The organism is Acidovorax sp. sif1233, assembly GCF_019218755.1.
GTDB lineage: Bacteria > Pseudomonadota > Gammaproteobacteria > Burkholderiales > Burkholderiaceae_C > Acidovorax.
Map to the genome: position 1 here is coordinate 270,408 of NZ_JAHUWZ010000003.1, position 22,163 is coordinate 292,570.

The following is a 22,163-nucleotide window of genomic DNA, read 5'->3' on the forward strand; positions in this document are numbered from 1 at the left end:
AGAAAGGTGCCAGCGGGACAGCAGGCGATTCTCAAAAGGGGACCAGCGCCGCACAAGTCCAAAGATTGCATCGATCTGCGAAACCGCCGGCCTGGCGCGCGGCTGCAGCGCCGGCAGCAGGGGCATTCCGGCCGGCCGGCGGGTGCGTTCAGGCGTTGGTGGCCACGATGCCCCAGCGCGCCAGCGCAGCGTCGTCGCTCACCCGCGCGTCCACCCAGCGCGCGCCCTGGGCGGTTTCTTCCTTCTTCCAGAACGGGGCCTGGGTCTTGAGGTAGTCCATGAGGAACTCGCAGGCCTGAAAGCTCTGGCCCCGGTGGGAGCTGGTCACGGCCACCAGCACGATCTGGTCCAGCGGTTGCAGCAGCCCCACGCGGTGGATCACGCGGGCGCCAAAGATGTCGAAACGCCGGAACGCCTCGTCCACCATGGCCTCGATGGATTTTTCGGTCATGCCGGGGTAGTGTTCCAGCTCCATGGAGGACACCTGGTCGCCTTCGTTGCGGTCGCGCACCGTGCCCACAAAGCTGCACACCGCGCCCACGCCCTTGTTCTCGCGGCGCAGGGCGGCGATTTCGGTGGACAGGTCAAAGTCCTCGGTCTGGATGGAAACGCGGGGCAAGGTCATGGCAGAAGCTCTCTACAGGGCGAATGGCGGCAAGGCGGAATGGCGCGGCGTGGCCGCTTACGGCGAACGGTGCAGCCGTGGCGCGGCCAGCAAGGCACGCTCTTCTTCCACCACCTTGTTCAGCTGCGCCAGCGCGGGCGAAGGGGGCAGCTGGGCCAGCAGGGTCTGCAGCCGGGTGACGTCGCCGACGGTGGGTGCCACCTTGATCTGCGCGATGGCGGCGGGCAGGTTGCCGCCGCGGACCAGCGCCAGCACCTTGGAGGGCCATTCACTTTTGTTGCGTGCCATAGATTGGTAAAAAGGTTTGTCTGTACGATTCGCCCGCACTGTACCCGTACTGCAGCCACCCTCGCACCTTAAGCCCATGGCCACACAAACGATCGAGACCGATCTCTACAAGCTCTACCCGTCCCCGCGCAACACGGTCCGCGATGTGTTCAAGCACCAGGTCTTCGTGCCCCACCCCTACGCCATCATCGACCTGGAGGTGATGGAGCTGGCAGGCAAAACCACCCTGTTTGGGGCCTGCCGCCTGTCGGACATGAAAATGGGCCAGGTGGTGACCTTCGAGCTGGCCGCAGACCAGGCCAAGTTCGAGCGCCTGTTCACGCCGGACTGAAACAGCAACCCTGCACCGCAACACGCGCCATGGACCTGCAAGAATCCTTCGAAGCGCTCGACTCCCAGGCTCCGGACACCTACACCCAGGCCGTGGAGGCCTACTGCGACGGCATCCTGCGCCTGCACTGGAACGAACGGCTCATCAACAAGATCTTCGGCCGGGCGCTGCAGTCGCACGCGGCGGGCCGGCTGGTGGTGCAGCACTACCAATGGCAGCTGCGGGGCGCGCCACGCCCCACGCTGACGCTCCTGCAGCAACGCATGCCGGGGGGCGCCCGCACGCTGGCCACGTTCTTCGCCGTGCTGCGGCTGGCGGGCATGGTGGCGGCGGACACCGATCCCGCCGACCGCCGGCTCCGCTACCTCGCGCCCACCCCCCGGCTGCTGGACGGCCTGCGCACCTGGGTGCGGCACCACCTGCACTGCGCCGAGGCCCTGGGCGCCCTGCCCGCGGGCCATGCGCAGCGGCTGGACAGCGACGCGGACTACTTTGCCGCCTTTCTGGCCGGGGCCGACCACATCCTGGATCGCCTGGCCGAAACCCGGGGCCGCTTCGGCGGCTGGGACTGGTTTGACCAGCGCGAAGGCGGCGGGCGCATTGCCATGCTGCTGCTGCGCGAACACTGCCGGGTGCACCGCCCCGGCGATGAAGGGCCCACGCCGTTTGCCCTGCGCGCCAGCGAGCTTGCGCAGCGCCTGGGCTTTTCGCACTCGCATGTGCGCAACCTGGTCAACGAGGCAACGGCGCAGGGCCACCTCACCCAGGATGCCCCCCGGGGCCTGGTCGCGCTCACGCCCCGCTTTCAGGCTGAACTGCGAATCTGGCTGCAACACCTGCTGGGCTGGTTTGCCGAGACAGCGGCCATGGCGCACAACCACCTGCAAACCTGCTCGCAAGCCCCCGCGCACCACCAAGCCGCGGATATGCAAAGCCCCTGACTGAACCGCTCTGGCGGGCATTTTTTCTGCCGCCTGATCGCTCCCACCATCTACCCAGCCATGTACGACGACAACCAGATCCACGTGCCGCCCTCCTTCATGGCGGTGTACACCGACACCCGAGGACGCCTGACGGAAAAGGCAGACGGCGTGCGCGCCCGCTACGAGCTGTGCGAAGACCTGGCGGGCCACCTGGTGGAGCACGCACAGACGCTGTACCACGTGCAGGCGCCTTCCGAGGCCGAGATCCTGCGGCGCATCCATGCGGGGCTGTGCACCCTTGAATCCGGCGTGTCGGTGCCCGAGGCCACGTGGATCGTCACGCGCCTGGCCGAACTGCTGGCGTGGCCATGCCCCGGGCTGGTGCCGCCCCAGCCTGAACCTGCACACGATGCGGCCCAGCCACCGCAGGCAGGCTGACCACTCCTGGGACACGGCAGGCGCTTCGCTATACTGCGGCGCATGTCCACACACACCCCCTTTGCCATGACCGCCGCACCTGCGGTGGCGTTGCGGTGCGTGGGCAAAGCCAAAAAACCAGAGCTCATCTGACCGGAGCTGTGGTTCCGTCCGGATGAGCGACGGAACCACCTGGTAGAGAAATTCCCTTTTTTCTTTTCTCTTTTCACTCCCCGGCATTCCGCACGCACTCCCTCCGGACGGTTCTTCCCCTGGTCGAACCCTGAAAGGATGCTTCGCATGTCTGCCACCGATACCGCCACCTCCCACCAGCCGCCGTTCAGCGGGCTCTGGATCGCCCTGGTCACGCCGTTCAAGGACGGCGCCGTGGACCATCCGGCCCTTGCCGCCCTCACCGCCCGGCTGTGTGCCGACGGTGTTTCGGGCTTCGTTGCCTGCGGCTCGACCGGTGAGGCTGCGGCCCTCGACAAGGCCGAGCAGCTGCAGGTGCTGGAAACAGTGCTCAGCGCCGCACAGGGCTTGCCCGTGGTGATGGGCGTGTCGGGCTACCACCAGGGCCGGGTGCTGGAGCAGGTGCAGGCCCTTGCGCACTACCCGGTTGCAGGCCTGCTGGTGTCCGCCCCCCACTACATCCGTCCCTCGCAAGAAGGCCTGCTGCACTGGTTCCGAACCCTGGCCGACGCCAGCGCGGCGCCCGTGCTGATTTATGACATTCCTTACCGCACGGGCGCCACGCTCACCACCGAGACGCTGCTGGCGCTGGCGGGGCATCCGCGCATCCAGGCCATCAAGGACTGCGGCGGCAACCCCGCCAAGACGCAGGCCCTGATCGCCGATGGCCGGCTGCAGGTGCTGACGGGCGAAGACGCGCAGATCTTCCATACGCTGGCCCTCGGCGGCGCGGGTGCCATCTCTGCCTGCGCGCACTGGCAGACACCGCGTTTCGTGGAGTTGATGGCCCTGCTGCGCCTGGGCGATCTGCCCGCGGCCCGCGACTTGTGGCAGGCCCTGCAACCCTGGGTGGAAGCGTGTTTTGCAGAGCCCAACCCTGCCCCGCTCAAGGCCATGCTGGCGCACGCAGGGGAGATCTGCAATGGCCTGCGGGCACCCATGACGGCGGCCTCTGAGGCATTGGAGCAGCGCCTGCGGGCGCTGCCTGGCGTCAGCCGCCCGTAACCGGAGGGAAAAATGCCACCTCGGCCCCCTCGGCCAGGGTGGCGGATTCGTCGCTCAAGGTCTGGTTGAGCGCCATGCGCACCGCCCTGCCGCGCGCCAGGCTGCTGGCGTGGGCGCCGCCGCGTGCGATGAGTTCGTCGCGCAAGGCACCCAGCGTGGTGGCGGAGGTCTCCAGTGCCTCGCTGCCCTGCCCGATGGCCTCGCGGATCGAGGCGAAGTAGCGCACGGTGATCTTTTTCATCGCCGGGCCGCCCCAAGATGAAAAGCGGCCCCCTCGGGGGGCAGCGACCACACACAGTGGGGAGCGTGGGGCTGGTTTCTCATGACAACAACTCCGCAAAGGAGATAAATCGCACCGTATCGCCAGATGCAATGGTCTGGCCCGCCGGGTTGTCCACCACGCCGTCGCCCCAGGCGGCGGAGGTGAGCACGCCCGAGCTCTGGTTGTTGAACAGCTCCAGCCCCCCCGCCGCGTTGTGCCGCACGCGCAGAAATTCGCGGCGTTTGTCGGCCTTGGGCCAGGTGAAATCAGCGCGAGCAGCCAGGGATTGAGGAGCGACGTCGTGCACACCCTGCAGGCGCAGCACAAACGGCCGCACGAGGAGCGCAAAGGTCAGGAAGCTCGACACGGGATTGCCCGGCAAGCCCATGAAATGGGCCGCACCAATGCGGCCATAGGCGAAGGGTTTGCCGGGCTTCATGGCGATCTGCCACAGGTCCAGCGTGCCCAGCGTCTCCACGGCGGGCTTGATGTGGTCTTCCTCGCCCACGCTCACGCCGCCGCTGGTCAGGATCAGGTCGTGTGCGGCACTCGCCTCGCGCAGGGCGTCGATGGTGGCGTCGCGCCGATCCGGCACGATGCCAAAGTCGGTCACCTCGCAGCCCAGGCGCAGCAGCATGGCGCGCAGGAAGAAGCGGTTGCTGTTGTAGATGGCTCCCGGCCGCATCTGCTCGGGCGGTACCTGGCCGGGCATGACGAGTTCATCGCCCGTGGAGAACAGCGCCACGCGGGGGCGGCGGGCCACCTGCAGCTGGTGCAGCCCGATGCTGGCGGCCAGCCCCAGTTCGGCCGGGGTGAGGCGTGTGCCGGCCGGCAGCACCACGGCACCCCGGGTGATGTCCTCGCCCGCACTGCGGATCCATTGGCCCCGCCGGGGCACGGCGTTGATGCGCACCTGGCCCAGGCCGTCCTCCATGGCCAGGGCTTCGCAGTCTTCCTGCATCAGGATCGCATCGGCCCCGGCAGGCACGGGCGCGCCCGTGAAGATGCGGGCGGCGCTGCCCGGCACCAGCGGATCGCCCGCGCTGCCCGCCGCAATGCGCTGCGACACGGGCAGCACCACCCCCACGGCCGCCACATCGGCGCAGCGCACCGCGTAGCCGTCCATGGAGCTGTTGTCCTGCGGGGGCACCTGCAGGGCCGAGACGCAGTCCTGCACCAGCACACGGCCGTCCGCATCGAAGGTGGTGACCGTCTCGGTGCCCTGCAGGGGCGCGGCCTGCGGCAGCAGGTCCTCCAACGCTGCGTCGAGGGGCTTCAAGGGGTTGTTCGGGCGGTTCATGCGAGACCCGCTCCATAGAGTTCGCAGTCGTAGTCGAAGCGGAGCTGGTTCTCGATCAGCCAGTCCACCACCTGTCCCGGCGCGTTGAGGTCCAGCAAGGGCAGCTGCGTGGACACGGGCAGGCCCCGCGGTGCATCGGTGGCGATGGCGACCACGAAGTCGTCCTCGGGGTAGCGCACGGGCTTGGCCACCTGCCCGGGCTCGGGTGCACGCCACACCTCCACCTTGAGCAGGTCGCTGTCCTTGAAGCCCTCCACCAGCACCCAGTCCACGCCCGGGTACAGCTCCGCGATCAGGTGGTGCACGCTGAGCGTGGCGGGCCGCTCGAACTCGCGCACGAGCATGAGCCGCTTGTCGGAGGCCGCCACCACCTCGAAGGCGCCTGCCTCGCGGTGGCGGTAGGTGTCCTTGCCCGGATGGTCGAGGTCAAAACTGTGGTGGGCATGCTTGACCACCGACACGCGCAGCCCCCGCAGCCGCAGCTCGGGAATCAACTGCTCGACCAGCGTGGTCTTGCCACTGCCGGAAAAACCGGCGAAACCGACAACCTTCATCCACTGCTCCTTGGTTAGCTATTGTATTTATAGCTGATAACGCTTATCAGACAAGCGCCAGGGGCATTTTTTATATCAAATCAAGCCATCCAGAGCCGTCCACCGCCTGCGCAGCAGCACAACGTCCCTGGATTGTCTGGCCACCTGCCTACAGGGCTGGCGCGCAGTGGCGCTCGATGTATTGCTTCACCAACTGCACGTTGGCAGGCATGACGTGCACCCGCTTGGGCAGGTCTTCGATGCCCGCGAACTTGGCGGGCCGCTCGGGCGCATGGCCCAGGGCTTCGACGATGGTCTCGGCGAACTTGATGGGCAGCGCGGTCTCCAGCACGATCATGGGCACCGTGGCGTCCTGGTGGTGTTCGCGCGCCACCTTCACGCCATCGGCCGTGTGGGTGTCGATGGTGACGCCATGGCGCTCATAGTTGTCCTTGATGGTGGCCAGGCGGTCGGCATGGGTGCTCTTGCCGCTTTCAAAGCCGTACTTGGTGGCGGCCTCGGCAAACAGCGGGTCGGCGCTCAAATCGAACCGGCCATATGCGGGCAGTGCTTTGGCAAACAACGCGTTCGTGCGCTGGCCGTTGCGGCCGAGCAGGTCGAAGATGAACCGCTCGAAGTTGCTGGCCTTGCTGATGTCCATCGAGGGGCTCGATGTTTCGTGTGTATCGGCCGCGGCGCGCACGCGATACGCACCAGTGCGGAAGAACTCGTCGAGCACGTCGTTCTCGTTGGTGGCCACCACCAGCTTGTCGATCGGCAGGCCCATCATGCGCGCCACATGGCCGGCGCAGACGTTGCCGAAGTTGCCCGAAGGCACCGTGAAGCTGACCTTCTGGCTGTTGTTCTCCGTGGCCTGGATGTAACCCGCGAAGTAGTACACCACCTGCGCCAGCAGGCGCGCCCAGTTGATGGAATTGACGGTGCCGATCTTGTACTTGCGCTTGAAGGCCAGGTCGTTCGAGACGGCCTTGACGATGTCCTGGCAGTCGTCGAACACGCCTTCGATGGCGATGTTGTGGATGTTCTCGTCCTGCAGGCTGAACATCTGCGCCTGCTGGAAGGCGCTCATGCGGCCGTGAGGGCTGGTCATGAAGACGCGCACGCCCTTCTTGCCGCGCATGGCGTACTCGGCCGCGCTTCCGGTGTCGCCACTCGTGGCACCCAGGATGTTGAGCTCTTCGCCACGGCGGTTCAGTTCGTACTCGAACAGATTGCCCAGGAGCTGCATGGCCATGTCCTTGAAGGCCAGCGTGGGGCCGTTGGACAGGGCTTCGAGCCACAGGCCGTCCTCGAGGTGGCGCAGGGGCACGATCTCGCCCGTGCCGAAGACTTCGGCGGTGTACGTCTTGGCGCAGATGGCTTTCAGATCGGCGGCAGGGATGTCGTCGATGTACAGCGACAGGATCTGGAAGGCCAGCTCGGCGTAGCCCTGCTCGTGGTAGGCCTTGCGCAGGCGCGTGAGCATGGCGTCGTTGACCTGCGGGTAGTGCTCGGGCAGGTACAGGCCGCCATCGGGGGCCAGGCCTTCGAGCAGGATGTCGCAGAAATGCTTGCGGTCGGCATGGCCGCGGGTGGAGATGTACAGCATCAGTTCAGTTCCTCTTTGCGGATGCGCGTGATGGGCGCCAGCACCGTGGGCAGGGCCTGCATCTGGGCGATGACGGCGTCCATGGTGCCTTCGCGGGTGTCGTGCGTGAGGATGATGAGGTCGGTCTGGGTGGAGCCTTCGCCGCCCACTTCATCGGCCTCGCGCTGCAGCACCGCGTCGATGCTCACGCCCGCCTCGGCCAGCAGGCCCGTGACCTTGGCGAGCACGCCGGCCTGGTCGGCCACGCGCAGGCGCAGGTAGTAGCTGGTGACCACTTCGCTCATGGGCAGCACCGGCGACGCGCCCATGGCGTCGGTCAGCGTGTGCGGCTGGAAGGCCAGGTGCGGCACGCGGTGCTCGGGGTCGGCCGTGTGCAGGCGGGCGATGTCCACCAGGTCGGCGATCACGGCGCTGGCGGTGGGCTCGCTGCCCGCACCCTTGCCGTAGTACAGCGTGGTGCCCACGGCGTCGCCCTGCACCACCACGGCGTTCATGGCGCCCTCGACGTTGGCGATCAGGCGCTTGGAAGGCACCAGGCTCGGGTGCACGCGCAGTTCGATGCCCTTGTCCGCGCGCTTGGTGATGCCCAGGAGCTTGATGCGGTAGCCCAGTTGCTCGGCGTACCTGATGTCGGCGGCACCGAGCTTGGTGATGCCTTCGACATAAGCCTTGTCGAACTGCACCGGGATGCCGAAGGCGATGGCGCTCATCAGCGTGACCTTGTGCGCGGCATCCACGCCTTCGATGTCGAAGGTGGGGTCGGCCTCGGCGTAGCCCAGGCGCTGGGCTTCCTTGAGCACCACGTCGAAGTCCAGGCCCTTGCTGCGCATCTCGGACAGGATGAAGTTGGTGGTGCCGTTGATGATGCCGGCGATCCACTGGATGCGGTTGGCGGTGAGGCCTTCGCGCAGCGCCTTGATGATGGGGATGCCCCCCGCCACGGCGGCCTCGAAGGCCACCATCACGCCCTTGGCCGATGCGGCCGCGAAGATCTCGGTGCCGTGCACGGCCAGCAGTGCCTTGTTGGCGGTGACCACGTGCTTGCCGGCGGCGATGGCCTCCAGCACCAGTGCGCGGGCGATGCCGTAGCCGCCGATGAGTTCGATGACGATGTCGATCTCGGGGTTGGCGATGACGGCGCGGGCATCGTTGACGACCTGGATGCCGGCGCCCACGACCGATCTGGCACGCTCCACGTCCAGATCGGCCACCATGGTGATCTCGATGCCACGGCCAGCGCGGCGGCTGATCTCGTCCTGGTTGCGTTGCAACACGTTGAATACGCCGCTGCCGACGGTGCCGATGCCCAGAAGGCCTACTTGGATGGGTTTCATAGCCATGGTGGTGGAGTAACTAAGGATTTTTTAAAGGAACCAGGAAGCGATGGGGTGCAGCACCAGGATCACCGCGTGACATAGGTGGGCAATTGCCATGCGCCACCGGCAAAGCCACGGCACATGCTGTCTCCGGATTCGCTGGCCAGCACAAAGCCCTGGCCATCGAACTGCCACTGGCGCACCCACCAGCAGTCGCCGATGCCGCGCCCTTTCATCGCCGAATGCACGCTGCCCGTGGCGGGGTCGAAGTCCCCGTCCACATCGGCCAGGAACACTGGCTTGTGGGGAGGCCGGTCGCTGGCGATCCAGAGCAGGCTGCTGAAGTTGTAGGCTCCCATGCCGCAGGGCACGGACAGCAGCACCTTGCGCTCCGTCAGGCGGTGCACCTGCGCATTGGCCGGGTTGAACGGGTCGCCATTGCACTGGTCTTCCACGCTGGCACGGTCCAGCGCCGCGAGCAGGGGCTTGGCCAGGGCGGCATCCCCCGGGCGCGTGGGCAGCGGGCTCACGGCCTTGACCACCGGGGCCGGCACGGGTGGCAGCACGGAAGACTCGGGCCGCGTGCCACGGCGCACCAGCGCGCCCGGGGTGCCCACGCGGCCCTGGGCCTCGTCCATCTTGAGCAGCACGGCACTGGCCCCGGCGAGCGAAAGCGCCCACTGGTCCTTGCCAGCGCTCACGGTGGCCTCTTCATTCTTGAGCAGTTCCTGCAGCAGGCGGGGCACCTGGTCCGCGGGCACCTGCGGGGCGTCGCCTTTCAGCCCGGCCAGCGACAGCCTGCCCACCTTGAGGTGCAGCACGGCGGGGCTGGCTTTTTCCGTGGACACCTGCAGATCGGCCCGCACCGGCGTGCCGGGCCCGGCTTCGCGCACCAGGAGGATGGAGACGGGCCCGGAGTCGCCGGACTCGGACTGGTAGCCCACGGCCCGGCAGGCGAGGGTGTTGTCGCATTGCAGGGCCCAGTCCTTGTGCTGGAAGCTGACGGCGCCCTTGCCATCCGCCTGCGCAGGCGGCAGGAATGCGGCGGCGAGCGCCAGCGCATACGCCAGGAACACCCCGGTGCGGCAGGCAGCTGAGCGGATGCGCATGGAGCAGGCCTTCACGCGGCGGCGCGCCGCCTCATGCGGCCACCGCAGCCGCCTGCGCGCGCTTGCGGTATTGCTCCAGGAAGCGCGCCACGCGGCCGATGGCGTCGCGCAGGTCGTCTTCGTGGGGCAGGAACACGATGCGGAAATGGTCCGGCGCTGCCCAGTTGAAGCCCTTGCCCTGCACCAGCATGACCTTGGTCTCCTGCAGAAGCTCCAGGAAGAACTGCTGGTCGTCCGCGATGGGATAGACCGCAGGGTCCAGGCGAGGAAACATGTACAGCGCCGCACGCGGCTTCACGCAGGTGACGCCGGGGATGGCGGTGATGAGCTCATACGCCAGATCACGCTGCTTGCGCAGGCGCCCGCCTTCGTTCACCAGCTCGTTGATGCTCTGGTAGCCACCCAACGCCGTCTGCACCGCCCACTGGCCCGGCACGTTGGCACACAGGCGCATGTTCGAGAGCATGTTCAGGCCCTCGATGTAGTCCCTGGCGGGCTTCTTGTCGCCCGACACCACCATCCAGCCGGCGCGGTAGCCGCAGGAGCGGTAGCTCTTGGACAGCGAATTGAAGGTGAGCGTGAGCACGTCCTCGCTCAGCGAGCCAATGGCCGTGTGCCTGGCGCCGTCGTACAGCACCTTGTCGTACACCTCGTCGGCAAAGATCACCAGGCCATGCTCGCGCGCGATGGCCACGATGCCCTTGAGCAGATCGTCCGAATACAGCGCGCCCGTGGGATTGTTCGGGTTGATGACCACGATGCCCTTGGTGCGGGGCGTGATCCTCGCGCGGATGTCATCGAGGTCCGGCATCCAGCCATTGGCCTCGTCGCACAGGTAGTGCACGGGCGTACCGCCCGACAGGCTGGCGGCCGCCGTCCACAGCGGGTAGTCGGGTGACGGCAGCAGCAGTTCGTCGCCGTTGTCCAGCAGCGCATTGGTGGCCATCACGATGAGTTCGCTGGCGCCGTTGCCCAGGTAGATGTCATCGAGCATCACGCCCTTGATGCCCTGCTTTTGCGTCTCGTGCATCACCGCCTTGCGCGCCGCGAAGATGCCCTTGCTGTCGGAGTAACCCGCCGAATTGGGCAGGTTGCGGATCATGTCCAGCTGGATTTCCTCGGGCGCATCGAAGCCGAACACGGCCAGGTTGCCGATATTGAGCTTGATGATCTTGTGGCCGTCTTCCTCCATCTGCTTGGCCGCGTCCATGATGGGCCCCCGGATGTCGTAGCAGACGTTGGCGAGCTTGGCGGATTTTTGGACGGTTTTCATGCGCTGACGGTGGTGCAGTGGGGTCAGGTGGCGGCCAGAGCGGCTGGCACCTTGGCGAAACCTATAATTTGACCACAGATCACCACCGCTGCCGGGCCGTACGCCCTTGCGCACCCGCTGCGCCAGCGCCTGCAACCCGCACCAACGCCCATGAAATTCCAGCCCGACCGCTCGAACGCACAGACCATCAGCGGCTACGGCCCCGGCTGGATCGGCATCGACGCGGAAAAGATCACCCACAGCGTCATCGTGGGGTCTGGCGGATTGCGCCAGGCGTGGCCGTGTGCCCGCTTCGAAGACCTGACGCCGGAACACTTCGCGCAGCTGGCGCAACTGGAGACGGAACTCATCATCTTCGGCAGCGGCACGCGCAACCGCTTTCCGCCGCCGGCCTGGCTCGCCCCCCTCATTGCGCGGAGGCTGGGCCTGGAGACCATGGACACGCCCGCGGCCTGCCGCACCTACAACATCCTGGCCAGCGAAGGCCGCAACGTGGTGGCCGCGCTGATCCTGGAAGACTGAAACGCCGCCAGAGGGCAGGCCGCCCGCCGGCGAAGACCCGGCTCCCCAGCCCCGCAGCGCCACGGCAGCCCCTCCCTCCATACCCGCAGACGCCGACGCGGACACACTGTCTTACATTTGGCTGGCAATCGATTTCGGGGTAAAATCACCGGTTGCGGTCGGGGGCACTTCCAAGAGCAATAACACACCCGCTCCCCCGGCTTACCAACGACTACATCCTGAGAGATTGAAGTGATATGGCGATCGTTGTCAACAAACCCCTCCCTGAATTTGAAGCCAACGCAACCGGTGGTATCAAGGTTTCCAATACCTCCCACCTTGGCCAGATTCTGGTTCTCTACTTCTATCCCAAGGACAACACGCCTGGCTGCACGACGGAGGCCATGCAGTTCCGCGACAAGTACAAGGACTTCGTGAAGGCAGGCGCCGCGGTGTTCGGCGTTTCGCGCGACAACATGAAGTCGCACGACGATTTCAAGGAAAAGCTGGAACTGCCCTTCGAACTGATCGCCGACACCGAAGAGAAGATGTGCCACATGTTCGGCGTGGTCAAGAACAAGATCATGTACGGCAAGAAGGTCAAGGGCATCGAGCGCAGCACCTTCCTGATCGGCCCCGATGGCCTGCTGGTGCAAGAGTGGCGCGGCCTGAAAGTGCCGGGCCACGTGGACGAAGTCCTGAAGGCCGTCAAATCCATCAAGGCCCTGAAAAAAGCCGCCTGATCCGCACCTTGGGGCTTCAAAGCGACAACCCGCTGGTTTTGCCCAGGCAAGACATCGCGAGTAGGCATAATGGATTTATGCCCCTGGTTACCGCAACGCCTGCCCCCTGCCACCCCAAAGCCGCCTTGGTCTCCAGGCGGCTTTTTGCTTTCTGACCGTCTTTCCCATTACCGACCGAGGCCCCGCCACCATGCCCCTGCCCCCCGCCCCCAGCCGGCGCGCCGCACTCCTCGCGCCAGAAGCCTTTGAAGTCGCAGCCCGCCCCCGGGTGTCGCAAGCCTCCGCCAATGAACCCGTTGTGGCGCCACCAGCACGTGCGGCCACACCCGCTGCCCGCTCGGGGCGCAAGGCGGACAGCGTGGCTTCGGCCACGGCCGCACCGAGCACGGCGCCCCTTGTCCAGGTGGAGACCCGCTCCCGCGCGCCGGAGCCCGCAGCCGTGCCCGCCACCCGCCCGACCAGCACGCGCAAGGCACGCACCACCGGCGGCAACTCCGTGGCGGCCGGCGCTGCTGCCGCACCCGCCAGCACGCGCGGCAGAAAGTCCGCGCCGCAAGGTCCCACCAAGCTCTTCGTGCTGGACACCAACGTGCTGCTGCACGACCCGACCAGCCTGTTCCGCTTCGAGGAACACGACATCTTCCTGCCGATGATCGTGCTGGAAGAACTCGACGGCCACAAGAAGGGCATGACCGAAGTGGCCCGCAATGGCCGCCAGGCCAGCCGCACGCTGGATGCGCTGGCAGCCGCACAAGGCGCCGACATCGCGCGCGGCCTGAAGCTTGACTCCACGGGGCAGCGCGCAGCAGGCGGCTGCCTGTATTTCCAGACCGCGCCCCTGGACTACAGCCTGCCCACCAGCCTGCCACCGGGCAAGGCCGACAACCAGATCCTGGGCGTGGTCGAGGCCCTGCGCAAGCTGCACGCCCCGCGTGAAGTGGTGCTGGTGTCCAAGGACATCAACATGCGCGTGAAGGCGCGCGCGCTGGGCCTGACGGCGGAGGACTACCAGAACGACAAGACGCTGGAGGACGGCGACCTGCTCTACGCCGGTGTGCTGGCCCTGCCCCCGGACTTCTGGGCCAAGAGCGGCAAGAACGTCGAAAGCTGGCAAAGCGGCGCGCACACCTACTACCGCATCGGCGGGCCCATCGTGCCGCAGCTGATGATCAACCAGTTCGTGTACTTCGAAGCGCCCGGCGAGCCCAGCCTGTTCGCCCGCGTGAGCGAGATCCGCGAGAAGACGGCGGTGCTGCAGACGCTCAAGGACTACGGCTCGGCCAAGCACGCGGTGTGGGGCGTGACCACGCGCAACCGCGAGCAGAACTACGCCATGAACCTGCTCATGGACCCCGAGATCGACTTCGTGACCCTGACGGGCACGGCGGGCACCGGCAAGACCCTGCTGGCCCTGGCCGCGGGCCTGACCCAGGTGCTGGACGACCGCCGCTACACCGAGATCATCATGACCCGCGCCACGGTGAGCGTGGGCGAGGACATCGGCTTCCTGCCCGGCACCGAGGAAGAAAAGATGGGCCCCTGGATGGGCGCGCTGGATGACAACCTGGAGTTCCTGGCCAAGGGCGACGGCGGCAATGCGGGCGAATGGGGCCGCGCGGCCACCAACGAACTCATCCGCAGCCGCATCAAGATCAAGAGCATGAACTTCATGCGCGGGCGCACCTTCCTGAACAAGTACGTGATCATCGACGAGGCACAGAACCTGACGCCCAAGCAGATGAAGACGCTGATCACCCGGGCCGGCCCCGGCACCAAGATCATCTGCATGGGCAATCTGGCGCAGATCGACACGCCCTACCTCACCGAAGGCTCGTCAGGCCTGACCTACGCCGTGGACCGCTTCAAGGGCTGGCCACACAGCGGGCACATCACGCTGGCGCGCGGCGAGCGCTCGCGCCTGGCGGACTTCGCCAGCGAGGTGCTCTGAGTTGGCGGCGGGCTGGGTCGCGGCACTGAAACTGGTGCCCTGGGGCGACGTCATCGAGGCGACGCCCCAGATCCTGCAGGCGGCCAGGAAGCTGCTGGGCACCACGCAAAAAGGGAATGCCGATGCTGCGGCAGGTGCACTCGAGGGTGCCGGCGGCGAGCCCGCCATTCCGGTCGCGCTGCAGTTGCAGCATCTGCGGGACCGCGTCGCGCGGCTGGAGCAGGAGCAGCAGGAATCAGCGGTGCTGATCCAGTCCCTGGCCCAACAGAACGCCCAGGTGGTGCAGGCGGTGGAAGTGCTGCGCCAGCGCCACCGGCGGCTCACGGTGGCCATGGGTGTTCTGGCGGCCGGCTGCGCTGGCTTGCTGGTGTGGGCGCTGCGACAGTAAGGGCAACCACCACACAACGTCAGCAGCCACGCAGGCGTTGCACAGTCCCCTCACCCGGGCACTGCGAGAACGCTATTAATTCAATAGCTGCCAGCGCTTATACAACAAGCGCTGGCAGCTATTTTCATTAGAAATCGTCTCCCGAGCCCATCGCCAGGTTCTCGAAACGCGTCTGGTTCTTCTGGAAGAACAGTTTCACGGTGCCGGTGGGGCCGTTCCGCTGCTTGCCGATGATGACCTCCGCGACGTTGGGCTCCTTCGAGTCCTTGTTGTAGTAGTCGTCGCGGTAGATGAACATGATGATGTCAGCATCCTGCTCGATGGCGCCGGATTCGCGCAGGTCGGACATCATGGGGCGTTTGTCGGTGCGCTGCTCCACCGAGCGGTTGAGCTGCGACAGCGCGATCACCGGGCACTGCAGTTCCTTGGCCAGCATCTTGAGGCCCCGGGAGATTTCGCCCAGCTCAGTGGCACGGTTGTCGGAGCTGCCGGCCCCCGAGCCGCTCATGAGCTGCAGGTAATCCACCACGATCAGTCCGAGCTTGCCGCATTGGCGCGCGAGGCGCCGGGCGTTCGCGCGCAGCTCGCCAGGTGTCAGGCCCGGCGTCTCGTCGATGTGCAGCGACACGGTGCGCAGCTTTTCGATCGCCTCGGTCAGGCGGGGCCACTCGTCGTCGGTCAGCTTGCCCGTGCGCAGGTTGCCCTGGTTCACGCGGCCGATGGAACCCACGATACGCACCGCCAGCTGGGCGGCGCCCATTTCCATCGAGAAGATGGCGACCGGCAAGCCTTCGTTGAGCGCCACGTGCTCGGCGATGTTCACCGCGAACGATGTCTTGCCCATGGACGGGCGCGCCGCCAGCACCACCATGTCGCCCGCCTGCAGGCCCGAGGTCATGCGGTCCAGGTCGGCAAAGCCGGTGGGAACGCCAGTCACGTCCACCGGGTTGTCCGCCATCTCCTGCACCCGGTCGAGCAGGTCGATCACCAGGGTGTCGAGCGACTGGAAGCCCTGCTTGGTGCGGGAACCCTCCTCCCCGATCGCAAAGATCTTGGCCTCGGCCTCGTCCAGGATGCGCTCGACCGTCTTGCCCTGCGGGTTGAACGCATTGGTGGAGATTTCATCGCTGGCCGTGACCAGCTTGCGCAGGATGGCGCGCTCGCGCACGATTTCCGCATAGCGGCGGATGTTGCTGGCGCTGGGTACGTACTGGGCCAGGTTGTTCAGGTAGGCCAGCCCGCCCATTTCCTGCGCCTTGCCCTGGTTCTGCAGGTGCTCGAAGACGGTGATGACGTCGGCCGGCTTGCTGGCATTGATCAGCGCACCGATGGCCGAATACACCATCTGGTGCTCGTGCCGGTAGAAGTGGCTCTCCACCAGCAGGTCGCCCACGCGGTCCCAGGCGTTGTTGTCCAGCAGCAGGCCGCCGAGCACGCTGGATTCGGCCTCGATGGAGTGCGGCGGCACGCGCAGCTGCGCCACTTCACGGTCGGGCACGGGCGTGAAGCCATCATCAAGGGCAGGAAAGACGGCGGACATGGGCAACAGTTTCTTGAAAGCGGAAAGGGATGCGTCGACGGCCGGCTGGGCGCGTGGTCCGGCGGCAAACCGCAGCGCACGGCAAGCCTTGCATGCTAGCGTGCGCACGGCGCGCCGTCATGGCACAAGTCTGTGGATAACGGGTGGGCAGCCGGTGGGCAAGCCTGTATGGCGCAGTGGGGCCAAAAAAACAAAGGCCGCCCGAAGGCGGCCTTGCGACATTCCAGCTCCAGGGCCGGAAATGGCCGATCAGGCGGTCTCGCCGTAGACCGACACGGTCACTTCCACCACCACATCGGTGTGCAGAGCAACGTTCACGGTGCTTTCGCTCACGACCTTGATAGGGCCGTTGGGCAGGCGGATCTGCGACTTCGCGACCTTGTAGCCTTGCTTGTTCAGCTCTTCGGCGATGTCGTGGTTGGTCACGGAACCAAACAGACGGCCGTCCACGCCAGCCTTTTGCGTCAGCTTGACGGTGGTGCCAGCCAGCTTCTCGCCTTGGGCCTGGGCTTCTGCCAGCTTGGCGGCAGCTGCCTTTTCGAGTTCAGCGCGCTTGGCTTCGAATTCTGCCTTGGCAGCTTCGGTGGCACGGCGGGCGCGGCCAGCGGGGATCAGGAAGTTGCGGGCGTAGCCGTCCTTGACCTTGACGATTTCGCCGAGGTTGCCGAGGTTCACAACCTTGTCGAGCAGGATGATTTGCATGGGTTGTGCTCCTTAGATCTTGTGCTGGTCGCTGTAAGGCACCAGGGCCAGGAAGCGGGCGCGCTTGATGGCGGTGTTCAGCTGACGCTGGAAGATGGCGCGCGTGCCAGTCAGGCGCGCGGGGATGATCTTGCCGTTTTCGGCGATGAAATCGCGCAGCGTGTCGACATCCTTGTAGTCGATTTCTTCAACACCCGTCACCGTGAAGCGGCAAAAGCGCTTGCGCTTGAACAGCAGGGACTGGGTGTTGCGCTTTGGGCGCTTGTCTTTGTTGAACTTCTTGAACGTGGCCATTGCGGACCCCTTGCAAATTAATTTTGTTGAATATCCTGGATGTGGAGCACTGCGTTCTTGCCATTGCGCGGTGTGGCGAGGAATCCACTGAAAGTCCAGAGACTTCCGATGTTCTGCCTTGCCAGGCGCTCGGCCATCGCACCAAAGGCGACGGCTTTCATGGTGGCCTTGACCTCGCGGGGATGGCCTGCTTCGGTTTGCTGGGACTCGTGTTCGAGCCGCAGGGCGATGGCAGGCAATCCGGCGGGCGTGTAGCGCAAGGGTTCAGCCTCTGCGATACAGGCGGTCAAGACAACGCGGTTCTCCACTCCAACGAGGAAGGATCAGCGCTCGCCGCGCTCGCCGCCGGCCGCAGCGTATTCAGCTTGGCTGGCCTTGCGGGCTTCTTCGCGCTCGACGGTCTTCATCATGGAAGACGGACCGGTATCGGCCTTCTTCTTCTGAACCGTCAGGTGGCGCAGCACGGCGTCGTTGAACTTGAAGGCGTGCTCCAGTTCAGCCATCACGGCCTGGTCGGCTTCGATGTTCACGCACAGGTAGTGGGCCTTGGCCAGCTTGTTGATCAGGTACGCCAGTTGACGGCGGCCCCAGTCTTCCACGCGGTGCACCTTGCCACCGCCAGCGGTGATCATGCCCTTGTAGCGCTCCAGCATGGCTGGAACCTGTTCGCTTTGATCCGGATGGATCAACAAAATGATTTCGTAATGACGCATGCATACTCCTTTTGGGTAAGACCACCTGCTGCGTCGTGAGCAGTGTGGCAAGGCAAAGCCGGCAATTATAGCCCGCTCCTGGCCGCTTGTACACTCAGGAGCTTTCCAAGAGCGGCATCCCTCCCGAAAATGCGGCCTTGTCGCGCCCTGGCCCTTGCAAATCCGCCGGGCGGGACGACATGCTTTACAGCAAAACACGCCGGGCATGGGCCCACAGCCACATGCCCCTTCGCCAGACCTTGAAATGCGCGGGCATGTCCCCACCTCCCGCGCGTACTACTGTTTGTTTATCCACTTTTAGACCACGACATGTCAGACACCAGCCAACCCATCCCCCCACAGAGCGCCCCCGCCCCCGAAGAAGTTGAAGCCGCCATGGCAGCCCACGCCTCCGACGAGCTGGCGCGGCTGCAGGGCGAGCTGGCCGAACTCAAGGCCAAGAGCGCTGACCTGGCCGACCAGTTCCTGCGTGCCAAGGCCGAGGCCGAGAACGCCCGCCGCCGCGCCGAAGACGAGGTCTCCAAGGCGCGGAAATTCGGCATCGAGAGCTTTGCCGAAAGCCTGCTGCCCGTGGCCGACAGCCTGGATGCCGCGCTGGCCATCAAGGAAGCCACGCCCCAGCAGCTGCGCGAGGGCGCCGACGCCACCCTGCGCCAGCTGACCTCGGCCCTGGAGCGCAACAAGGTGCTGGCCATCAACCCCGCCGCCGGCGCCAAGTTCGACCCCCACCAGCACCAGGCCATCAGCGTGGTGCCTGCCGAGCAGGAAGCCAATACCGTCGTGGCCGTGCTGCAAAAGGGCTATGTGATCGCCGAGCGCGTGCTGCGCCCGGCGCTTGTCACCGTTGCGGCCCCGAAGTAAATCCTCAAATAAATCAGCACGGATGACTTGAACCCCCACGAGTTATCCACAAGTTACTAGCCATCCAAACCATTCCAGCATTCGGAGAAAAATCATGGGAAGAATCATCGGCATTGACCTCGGTACCACCAACAGCTGCGTGTCCATCATGGAAGGCAACACGACGCGCGTGATCGAGAACAGCGAAGGCGCGCGGACCACGCCCTCCATCGTGGCCTACCAGGAAGACGGCGAGATCCTCGTCGGCGCCTCGGCCAAGCGCCAGGCCGTGACCAACCCCAAGAACACGCTGTACGCCGTCAAGCGCCTGATCGGCCGCAAGTTCACCGAGAAGGAAGTGCAAAAGGACATCGACCTGATGCCCTACAAGATCGTGGCGGCCGACAACGGCGACGCCTGGATCGAAGTGCGCGGCAACAAGCTGTCGGCCCAGCAGGTGTCCGCCGACATCCTGCGCAAGATGAAGAAGACGGCCGAGGACTACCTGGGCGAGCCCGTGACGGAAGCCGTCATCACCGTGCCCGCGTACTTCAACGACGCACAGCGCCAGGCCACCAAGGACGCCGGCCGCATCGCCGGCCTGGACGTCAAGCGCATCATCAACGAGCCCACCGCCGCGGCACTGGCCTTCGGCCTGGACAAGCAGGAAAAGGGCGACCGCAAGATCGCCGTGTATGACCTGGGTGGCGGCACGTTCGACGTGTCCATCATCGAAATCGCCGACGTGGACGGCGAAAAGCAGTTCGAAGTTCTGTCGACCAACGGCGACACCTTCCTGGGCGGCGAAGACTTCGACCAGCGCATCATCGACTACATCATTGACGAGTTCAAGAAGGAGTCGGGCGTCAACCTCAAGAACGACGTTCTGGCCCTGCAGCGTCTGAAGGAAGCGGCCGAGAAGGCCAAGATCGAGCTGTCGAACTCGGCCTCGACCGACATCAACCTGCCCTACGTGACCGCCGATGCCTCGGGCCCGAAGCACCTGAACATCAAGCTCACGCGCTCCAAGCTCGAAGCGCTGGTGGAAGAGCTGATCGAGCGCACCATCGCCCCCTGCCGCATGGCGATCAAGGACGCTGGCGTGTCGGTCTCCGACATCCATGACGTGATCCTGGTGGGCGGCATGACGCGCATGCCCAAGGTGCAGGAGAAGGTCAAGGAATTCTTCGGCAAGGAACCCCGCAAGGACGTGAACCCCGACGAAGCCGTGGCCGTGGGCGCTGCCATCCAGGGCCAGGTGCTCTCGGGCGACCGCAAGGACGTGCTGCTGCTGGACGTGACGCCGCTGTCGCTGGGCATCGAGACGCTCGGCGGCGTGATGACCAAGATGATCACGAAGAACACGACCATCCCGACGAAGTTCGCGCAGACCTTCTCGACGGCTGACGACAACCAGCCCGCCGTGACCATCAAGGTCTACCAGGGCGAGCGTGAGATGGCCACAGGCAACAAGCTGCTGGGCGAGTTCAATCTGGAAGGCATTCCACCCGCATCGCGCGGCGTGCCGCAGATCGAGGTGTCGTTCGACATCGACGCCAACGGCATCCTGCACGTGGGCGCCAAGGACAAGGGCACGGGCAAGGAAAACAAGATCACCATCAAGGCCAACTCCGGCCTGTCGGAAGAAGAAATCCAGCAGATGGTGAAGGACGCCGAGCTCAACGCCGCCGACGACAAGAAGAAGCTGGAGCTGGTGCAGGCCCGCAACCAGGGCGAGGCCGCCGTGCACAGCGTGAACAAGAGCCTGGCCGAACACGGCGACAAGCTCGACGCAGGCGAGAAGGACGCGATCACCGCCGCCGTGAAGGCGCTGGAAGAAGTCCTCAAGGGCGAGGACAAGGCCGCGATTGACGAAAAGACCACGGCCCTGATGGCCGCCAGCCAGAAGCTGGGCGAGAAGATGTATGCCGACGCACAGGCAGCGCAGGCGGCAGCCGGCGCCGGTGCGGGCGACGCATCGGGTGGTCAGCAGGCATCGTCCTCCTCCAGCAGCAAGCCCGACGACGACAACGTGGTCGATGCCGAGGTGAAGGAAGTCAAGAAGGGCTGAACACGCCCCGTTTGACCCGAGCCGCCGCGCGAGTTTCCTGACAGGGGGGCTTGCGCGGCGTTCCTGTTCCAACCGGGCTCAGAAAGACCATGTCCAAACGAGACTTTTACGAAATCCTGGGCGTTCCCAAGAACGCCTCGGACGAAGAAATCAAGAAGGCCTATCGCAAGCTGGCGATGAAGCACCACCCTGACCGCAACCAGGGGGATGCGGCCAAGCCTGCCGAAGAGAAATTCAAGGAGGCCAAGGAGGCCTACGAAATGCTCTCCGACCCGCAAAAGCGGGCCGCGTATGACCAGTACGGCCATGCCGGGGTGGACCCCAACATGCGCGGCCCCGGGGGCCCGGGCGCGGAAGGCTTCGGCGGGTTCGCCGAGGCCTTCGGCGACATCTTCGGCGACATGTTCGGCCAGCAGGGCGGGCGTGGGCGCGGTGCTGGCGGACGCCAGGTGTACCGGGGCAGCGACCTCAGCTACGCCATGGAGATCACCCTGGAAGAAGCCGCGCGCGGCAAGGATGCGCAGATCCGCATCCCCTCGTGGGAAAGCTGCGACACCTGCCACGGCAGCGGCGCCAAGCCCGGCACCAGCGCCAAGACCTGCGGCACCTGCCAGGGCGCGGGCACGGTGCAGATGCGCCAGGGCTTCTTCAGTGTGCAGCAGACCTGCCCGCACTGCCGCGGCACGGGCAAGATCATTCCCGAACCCTGCACCACCTGCCACGGCCAGGGCAAGCTCAAGAAGCAAAAGACGCTGGAAGTGAAGATCCCCGCCGGCATCGACGACGGCATGCGCATCCGCAGCACGGGCAACGGAGAACCGGGCACCAACGGCGGCCCGCCGGGCGACCTGTACATCGAGATCCGCCTGAAGAAGCACGACATCTTCGAGCGCGACGGCGACGACCTGCACTGCCAGGTGCCCGTGAGCTTCATCACGGCGGCGCTGGGCGGCGAGATCGAGGTGCCCACGCTCGCGGGCAAGGCGGCCATCGACATCCCCGAAGGCACCCAGGCCGGCAAGCAGTTCCGCCTGCGCGGCAAGGGCATCAAGGGCGTGCGCGCCAGCTACCCCGGCGACCTGTACTGCCACATCGCGGTGGAAACGCCGGTCAAGCTCACCGAGCACCAGCGCAAGCTGTTGCGCGAGCTGGAAGACTCCCTCAAGAAGGGTGGCGCCCGCCACTCGCCCAGCGGCGAGAGCTGGACGGACCGGCTGAAGAACTTCTTCAGCTGATCCGG

At 65.7% G+C, this 22,163-nt stretch carries 25 protein-coding genes; 11 read left to right on the plus strand and 14 right to left on the minus strand.

What is annotated here, in order from left to right:
- Window positions 1-148 precede the first annotated feature (148 nt).
- Both KW843_RS12905 and KW843_RS12910 read right to left on the minus strand, forming a co-directional pair.
- Complete coding sequence (locus KW843_RS12905; RefSeq protein ID WP_218295539.1) at window positions 149-625, minus strand: molybdenum cofactor biosynthesis protein MoaE; 477 nt, start codon at window positions 623-625, stop codon at window positions 149-151.
- A gap of 57 nt (window positions 626-682) precedes the next feature.
- Window positions 683-913 carry a hypothetical protein gene (locus tag KW843_RS12910; RefSeq protein WP_218295540.1) on the minus strand — a complete coding sequence of 77 codons (231 nt, stop codon included), beginning with the start codon at window positions 911-913 and terminating at the stop codon, window positions 683-685.
- Between the two features lie 76 nt (window positions 914-989).
- Here KW843_RS12910 and KW843_RS12915 point away from each other — a divergent pair, with 76 nt between their 5' ends.
- The 4 genes from KW843_RS12915 to dapA all read left to right on the plus strand — a co-directional run bounded on the left by KW843_RS12915 (window position 990) and on the right by dapA (window position 3,781).
- Window positions 990-1,244: a hypothetical protein gene (locus tag KW843_RS12915; RefSeq protein ID WP_218295541.1), complete on the plus strand. Its 255-nt coding sequence runs from the start codon at window positions 990-992 to the stop codon at window positions 1,242-1,244.
- A gap of 29 nt (window positions 1,245-1,273) precedes the next feature.
- Window positions 1,274-2,185: a hypothetical protein gene (locus KW843_RS12920; RefSeq protein ID WP_218295542.1), complete on the plus strand. Its 912-nt coding sequence runs from the start codon at window positions 1,274-1,276 to the stop codon at window positions 2,183-2,185.
- 60 nt (window positions 2,186-2,245) lie between these two features.
- On the plus strand, window positions 2,246-2,605 hold the full coding sequence (locus tag KW843_RS12925) for a hypothetical protein (RefSeq protein ID WP_218295543.1): 360 nt from the start codon (window positions 2,246-2,248) through the stop codon (window positions 2,603-2,605).
- Between the two features lie 279 nt (window positions 2,606-2,884).
- Window positions 2,885-3,781, plus strand: coding sequence for a 4-hydroxy-tetrahydrodipicolinate synthase (gene dapA, locus KW843_RS12930; RefSeq protein WP_218295544.1), 897 nt, complete (start codon window positions 2,885-2,887; stop codon window positions 3,779-3,781).
- On the opposite strand, the gene moaD is transcribed toward dapA, so the two are convergent.
- The 7 genes from moaD to KW843_RS12965 all read right to left on the minus strand — a co-directional run bounded on the left by moaD (window position 3,768) and on the right by KW843_RS12965 (window position 11,183).
- Entirely contained in the window at window positions 3,768-4,022 is a 255-nt protein-coding gene (gene moaD / locus KW843_RS12935) for a molybdopterin converting factor subunit 1 (RefSeq protein WP_218295545.1), read from the minus strand. The two genes, dapA and moaD, sit on opposite strands and share 14 nt — an antisense overlap.
- A gap of 79 nt (window positions 4,023-4,101) precedes the next feature.
- The gene (glp, locus tag KW843_RS12940; protein ID WP_218295546.1) at window positions 4,102-5,343 is read right to left on the minus strand and encodes a gephyrin-like molybdotransferase Glp; all 1,242 of its coding nucleotides are present in this window, start codon (window positions 5,341-5,343) and stop codon (window positions 4,102-4,104) included.
- Window positions 5,340-5,897, minus strand: coding sequence for a molybdopterin-guanine dinucleotide biosynthesis protein B (mobB, locus tag KW843_RS12945; RefSeq protein ID WP_218295547.1), 558 nt, complete (start codon window positions 5,895-5,897; stop codon window positions 5,340-5,342). The genes glp and mobB overlap by 4 nt, the downstream gene beginning before the upstream one ends.
- Window positions 5,898-6,045: 148 nt before the next feature.
- A complete protein-coding gene (thrC, locus tag KW843_RS12950; protein WP_218295548.1) occupies window positions 6,046-7,485 on the minus strand; it encodes a threonine synthase in 1,440 nt (479 codons plus the stop codon).
- Window positions 7,485-8,819, minus strand: coding sequence for a homoserine dehydrogenase (locus KW843_RS12955; protein WP_218295817.1), 1,335 nt, complete (start codon window positions 8,817-8,819; stop codon window positions 7,485-7,487). Before KW843_RS12955 ends, thrC begins: the two co-directional genes overlap by 1 nt.
- A gap of 68 nt (window positions 8,820-8,887) precedes the next feature.
- A complete protein-coding gene (locus tag KW843_RS12960; protein ID WP_218295549.1) occupies window positions 8,888-9,910 on the minus strand; it encodes a DUF1176 domain-containing protein in 1,023 nt (340 codons plus the stop codon).
- 31 nt (window positions 9,911-9,941) lie between these two features.
- Complete coding sequence (locus KW843_RS12965) at window positions 9,942-11,183, minus strand: pyridoxal phosphate-dependent aminotransferase (protein WP_218295550.1); 1,242 nt, start codon at window positions 11,181-11,183, stop codon at window positions 9,942-9,944.
- A 150-nt stretch (window positions 11,184-11,333) separates the two neighbouring features.
- On the opposite strand from KW843_RS12965, the gene KW843_RS12970 reads away from it, so the two are divergent.
- The 4 genes from KW843_RS12970 (at window position 11,334) to KW843_RS12985 (ending at window position 14,763) form a co-directional block, all read left to right on the plus strand.
- Window positions 11,334-11,705 carry an Mth938-like domain-containing protein gene (locus KW843_RS12970; RefSeq protein WP_218295551.1) on the plus strand — a complete coding sequence of 124 codons (372 nt, stop codon included), beginning with the start codon at window positions 11,334-11,336 and terminating at the stop codon, window positions 11,703-11,705.
- Window positions 11,706-11,941: 236 nt separating this feature from the next.
- A complete protein-coding gene (locus KW843_RS12975; RefSeq protein WP_184858228.1) occupies window positions 11,942-12,427 on the plus strand; it encodes a peroxiredoxin in 486 nt (161 codons plus the stop codon).
- A gap of 190 nt (window positions 12,428-12,617) precedes the next feature.
- Complete coding sequence (locus KW843_RS12980) at window positions 12,618-14,375, plus strand: PhoH family protein (protein ID WP_218295552.1); 1,758 nt, start codon at window positions 12,618-12,620, stop codon at window positions 14,373-14,375.
- Between the two features lies 1 nt (window position 14,376).
- On the plus strand, window positions 14,377-14,763 hold the full coding sequence (locus KW843_RS12985; protein ID WP_218295553.1) for a hypothetical protein: 387 nt from the start codon (window positions 14,377-14,379) through the stop codon (window positions 14,761-14,763).
- A 127-nt stretch (window positions 14,764-14,890) separates the two neighbouring features.
- Here the strand turns inward: KW843_RS12985 and dnaB are convergent, their stop codons facing one another.
- The 5 genes from dnaB to rpsF all read right to left on the minus strand — a co-directional run bounded on the left by dnaB (window position 14,891) and on the right by rpsF (window position 18,012).
- Entirely contained in the window at window positions 14,891-16,303 is a 1,413-nt protein-coding gene (gene dnaB, locus KW843_RS12990) for a replicative DNA helicase (RefSeq protein ID WP_218295554.1), read from the minus strand.
- 249 nt (window positions 16,304-16,552) lie between these two features.
- Window positions 16,553-17,005 (minus strand): 50S ribosomal protein L9, encoded by a 453-nt coding sequence (rplI, locus tag KW843_RS12995; protein ID WP_218295555.1) that lies wholly within the window; start codon window positions 17,003-17,005, stop codon window positions 16,553-16,555.
- Between the two features lie 12 nt (window positions 17,006-17,017).
- The gene (rpsR, locus tag KW843_RS13000) at window positions 17,018-17,299 is read right to left on the minus strand and encodes a 30S ribosomal protein S18 (RefSeq protein ID WP_005795932.1); all 282 of its coding nucleotides are present in this window, start codon (window positions 17,297-17,299) and stop codon (window positions 17,018-17,020) included.
- A gap of 17 nt (window positions 17,300-17,316) precedes the next feature.
- The gene (gene priB / locus KW843_RS13005) at window positions 17,317-17,607 is read right to left on the minus strand and encodes a primosomal replication protein N (RefSeq protein ID WP_218295556.1); all 291 of its coding nucleotides are present in this window, start codon (window positions 17,605-17,607) and stop codon (window positions 17,317-17,319) included.
- A 15-nt stretch (window positions 17,608-17,622) separates the two neighbouring features.
- The gene (gene rpsF / locus KW843_RS13010; protein ID WP_094285575.1) at window positions 17,623-18,012 is read right to left on the minus strand and encodes a 30S ribosomal protein S6; all 390 of its coding nucleotides are present in this window, start codon (window positions 18,010-18,012) and stop codon (window positions 17,623-17,625) included.
- Window positions 18,013-18,321: 309 nt separating this feature from the next.
- Between rpsF and grpE the strand changes: the two genes are divergently transcribed.
- The 3 genes from grpE (at window position 18,322) to dnaJ (ending at window position 22,158) form a co-directional block, all read left to right on the plus strand.
- Window positions 18,322-18,873 (plus strand): nucleotide exchange factor GrpE, encoded by a 552-nt coding sequence (grpE, locus tag KW843_RS13015; protein ID WP_218295557.1) that lies wholly within the window; start codon window positions 18,322-18,324, stop codon window positions 18,871-18,873.
- A 94-nt stretch (window positions 18,874-18,967) separates the two neighbouring features.
- The gene (dnaK, locus tag KW843_RS13020) at window positions 18,968-20,923 is read left to right on the plus strand and encodes a molecular chaperone DnaK (protein ID WP_218295558.1); all 1,956 of its coding nucleotides are present in this window, start codon (window positions 18,968-18,970) and stop codon (window positions 20,921-20,923) included.
- Window positions 20,924-21,012: 89 nt separating this feature from the next.
- A complete protein-coding gene (gene dnaJ / locus KW843_RS13025; protein WP_218295559.1) occupies window positions 21,013-22,158 on the plus strand; it encodes a molecular chaperone DnaJ in 1,146 nt (381 codons plus the stop codon).
- Window positions 22,159-22,163: the final 5 nt, after the last annotated feature.

Bases quoted from the DNA above. Each gene is read 5' to 3' on its own strand.
- KW843_RS12910 (WP_218295540.1), bottom strand. From the start codon at position 913: ATGGCACGCAACAAAAGTGAATGGCCCTCCAAGGTGCTGGCGCTGGTC.
- dnaJ (WP_218295559.1), top strand. From the start codon at position 21,013: ATGTCCAAACGAGACTTTTACGAAATCCTGGGCGTTCCCAAGAACGCC.
- KW843_RS12905 (WP_218295539.1), bottom strand. From the start codon at position 625: ATGACCTTGCCCCGCGTTTCCATCCAGACCGAGGACTTTGACCTGTCC.
- KW843_RS12960 (WP_218295549.1), bottom strand. From the start codon at position 9,910: ATGCGCATCCGCTCAGCTGCCTGCCGCACCGGGGTGTTCCTGGCGTAT.
- KW843_RS12955 (WP_218295817.1), bottom strand. From the start codon at position 8,819: ATGAAACCCATCCAAGTAGGCCTTCTGGGCATCGGCACCGTCGGCAGC.
- KW843_RS12965 (WP_218295550.1), bottom strand. From the start codon at position 11,183: ATGAAAACCGTCCAAAAATCCGCCAAGCTCGCCAACGTCTGCTACGAC.
- moaD (WP_218295545.1), bottom strand. From the start codon at position 4,022: ATGAAAAAGATCACCGTGCGCTACTTCGCCTCGATCCGCGAGGCCATC.
- rpsR (WP_005795932.1), bottom strand. From the start codon at position 17,299: ATGGCCACGTTCAAGAAGTTCAACAAAGACAAGCGCCCAAAGCGCAAC.
- KW843_RS12975 (WP_184858228.1), top strand. From the start codon at position 11,942: ATGGCGATCGTTGTCAACAAACCCCTCCCTGAATTTGAAGCCAACGCA.
- dnaB (WP_218295554.1), bottom strand. From the start codon at position 16,303: ATGTCCGCCGTCTTTCCTGCCCTTGATGATGGCTTCACGCCCGTGCCC.
- rpsF (WP_094285575.1), bottom strand. From the start codon at position 18,012: ATGCGTCATTACGAAATCATTTTGTTGATCCATCCGGATCAAAGCGAA.
- thrC (WP_218295548.1), bottom strand. From the start codon at position 7,485: ATGCTGTACATCTCCACCCGCGGCCATGCCGACCGCAAGCATTTCTGC.
- KW843_RS12915 (WP_218295541.1), top strand. From the start codon at position 990: ATGGCCACACAAACGATCGAGACCGATCTCTACAAGCTCTACCCGTCC.
- rplI (WP_218295555.1), bottom strand. From the start codon at position 17,005: ATGCAAATCATCCTGCTCGACAAGGTTGTGAACCTCGGCAACCTCGGC.
- dnaK (WP_218295558.1), top strand. From the start codon at position 18,968: ATGGGAAGAATCATCGGCATTGACCTCGGTACCACCAACAGCTGCGTG.
- KW843_RS12920 (WP_218295542.1), top strand. From the start codon at position 1,274: ATGGACCTGCAAGAATCCTTCGAAGCGCTCGACTCCCAGGCTCCGGAC.
- glp (WP_218295546.1), bottom strand. From the start codon at position 5,343: ATGAACCGCCCGAACAACCCCTTGAAGCCCCTCGACGCAGCGTTGGAG.
- KW843_RS12925 (WP_218295543.1), top strand. From the start codon at position 2,246: ATGTACGACGACAACCAGATCCACGTGCCGCCCTCCTTCATGGCGGTG.
- mobB (WP_218295547.1), bottom strand. From the start codon at position 5,897: ATGAAGGTTGTCGGTTTCGCCGGTTTTTCCGGCAGTGGCAAGACCACG.
- grpE (WP_218295557.1), top strand. From the start codon at position 18,322: ATGTCAGACACCAGCCAACCCATCCCCCCACAGAGCGCCCCCGCCCCC.
- KW843_RS12980 (WP_218295552.1), top strand. From the start codon at position 12,618: ATGCCCCTGCCCCCCGCCCCCAGCCGGCGCGCCGCACTCCTCGCGCCA.
- dapA (WP_218295544.1), top strand. From the start codon at position 2,885: ATGTCTGCCACCGATACCGCCACCTCCCACCAGCCGCCGTTCAGCGGG.
- KW843_RS12970 (WP_218295551.1), top strand. From the start codon at position 11,334: ATGAAATTCCAGCCCGACCGCTCGAACGCACAGACCATCAGCGGCTAC.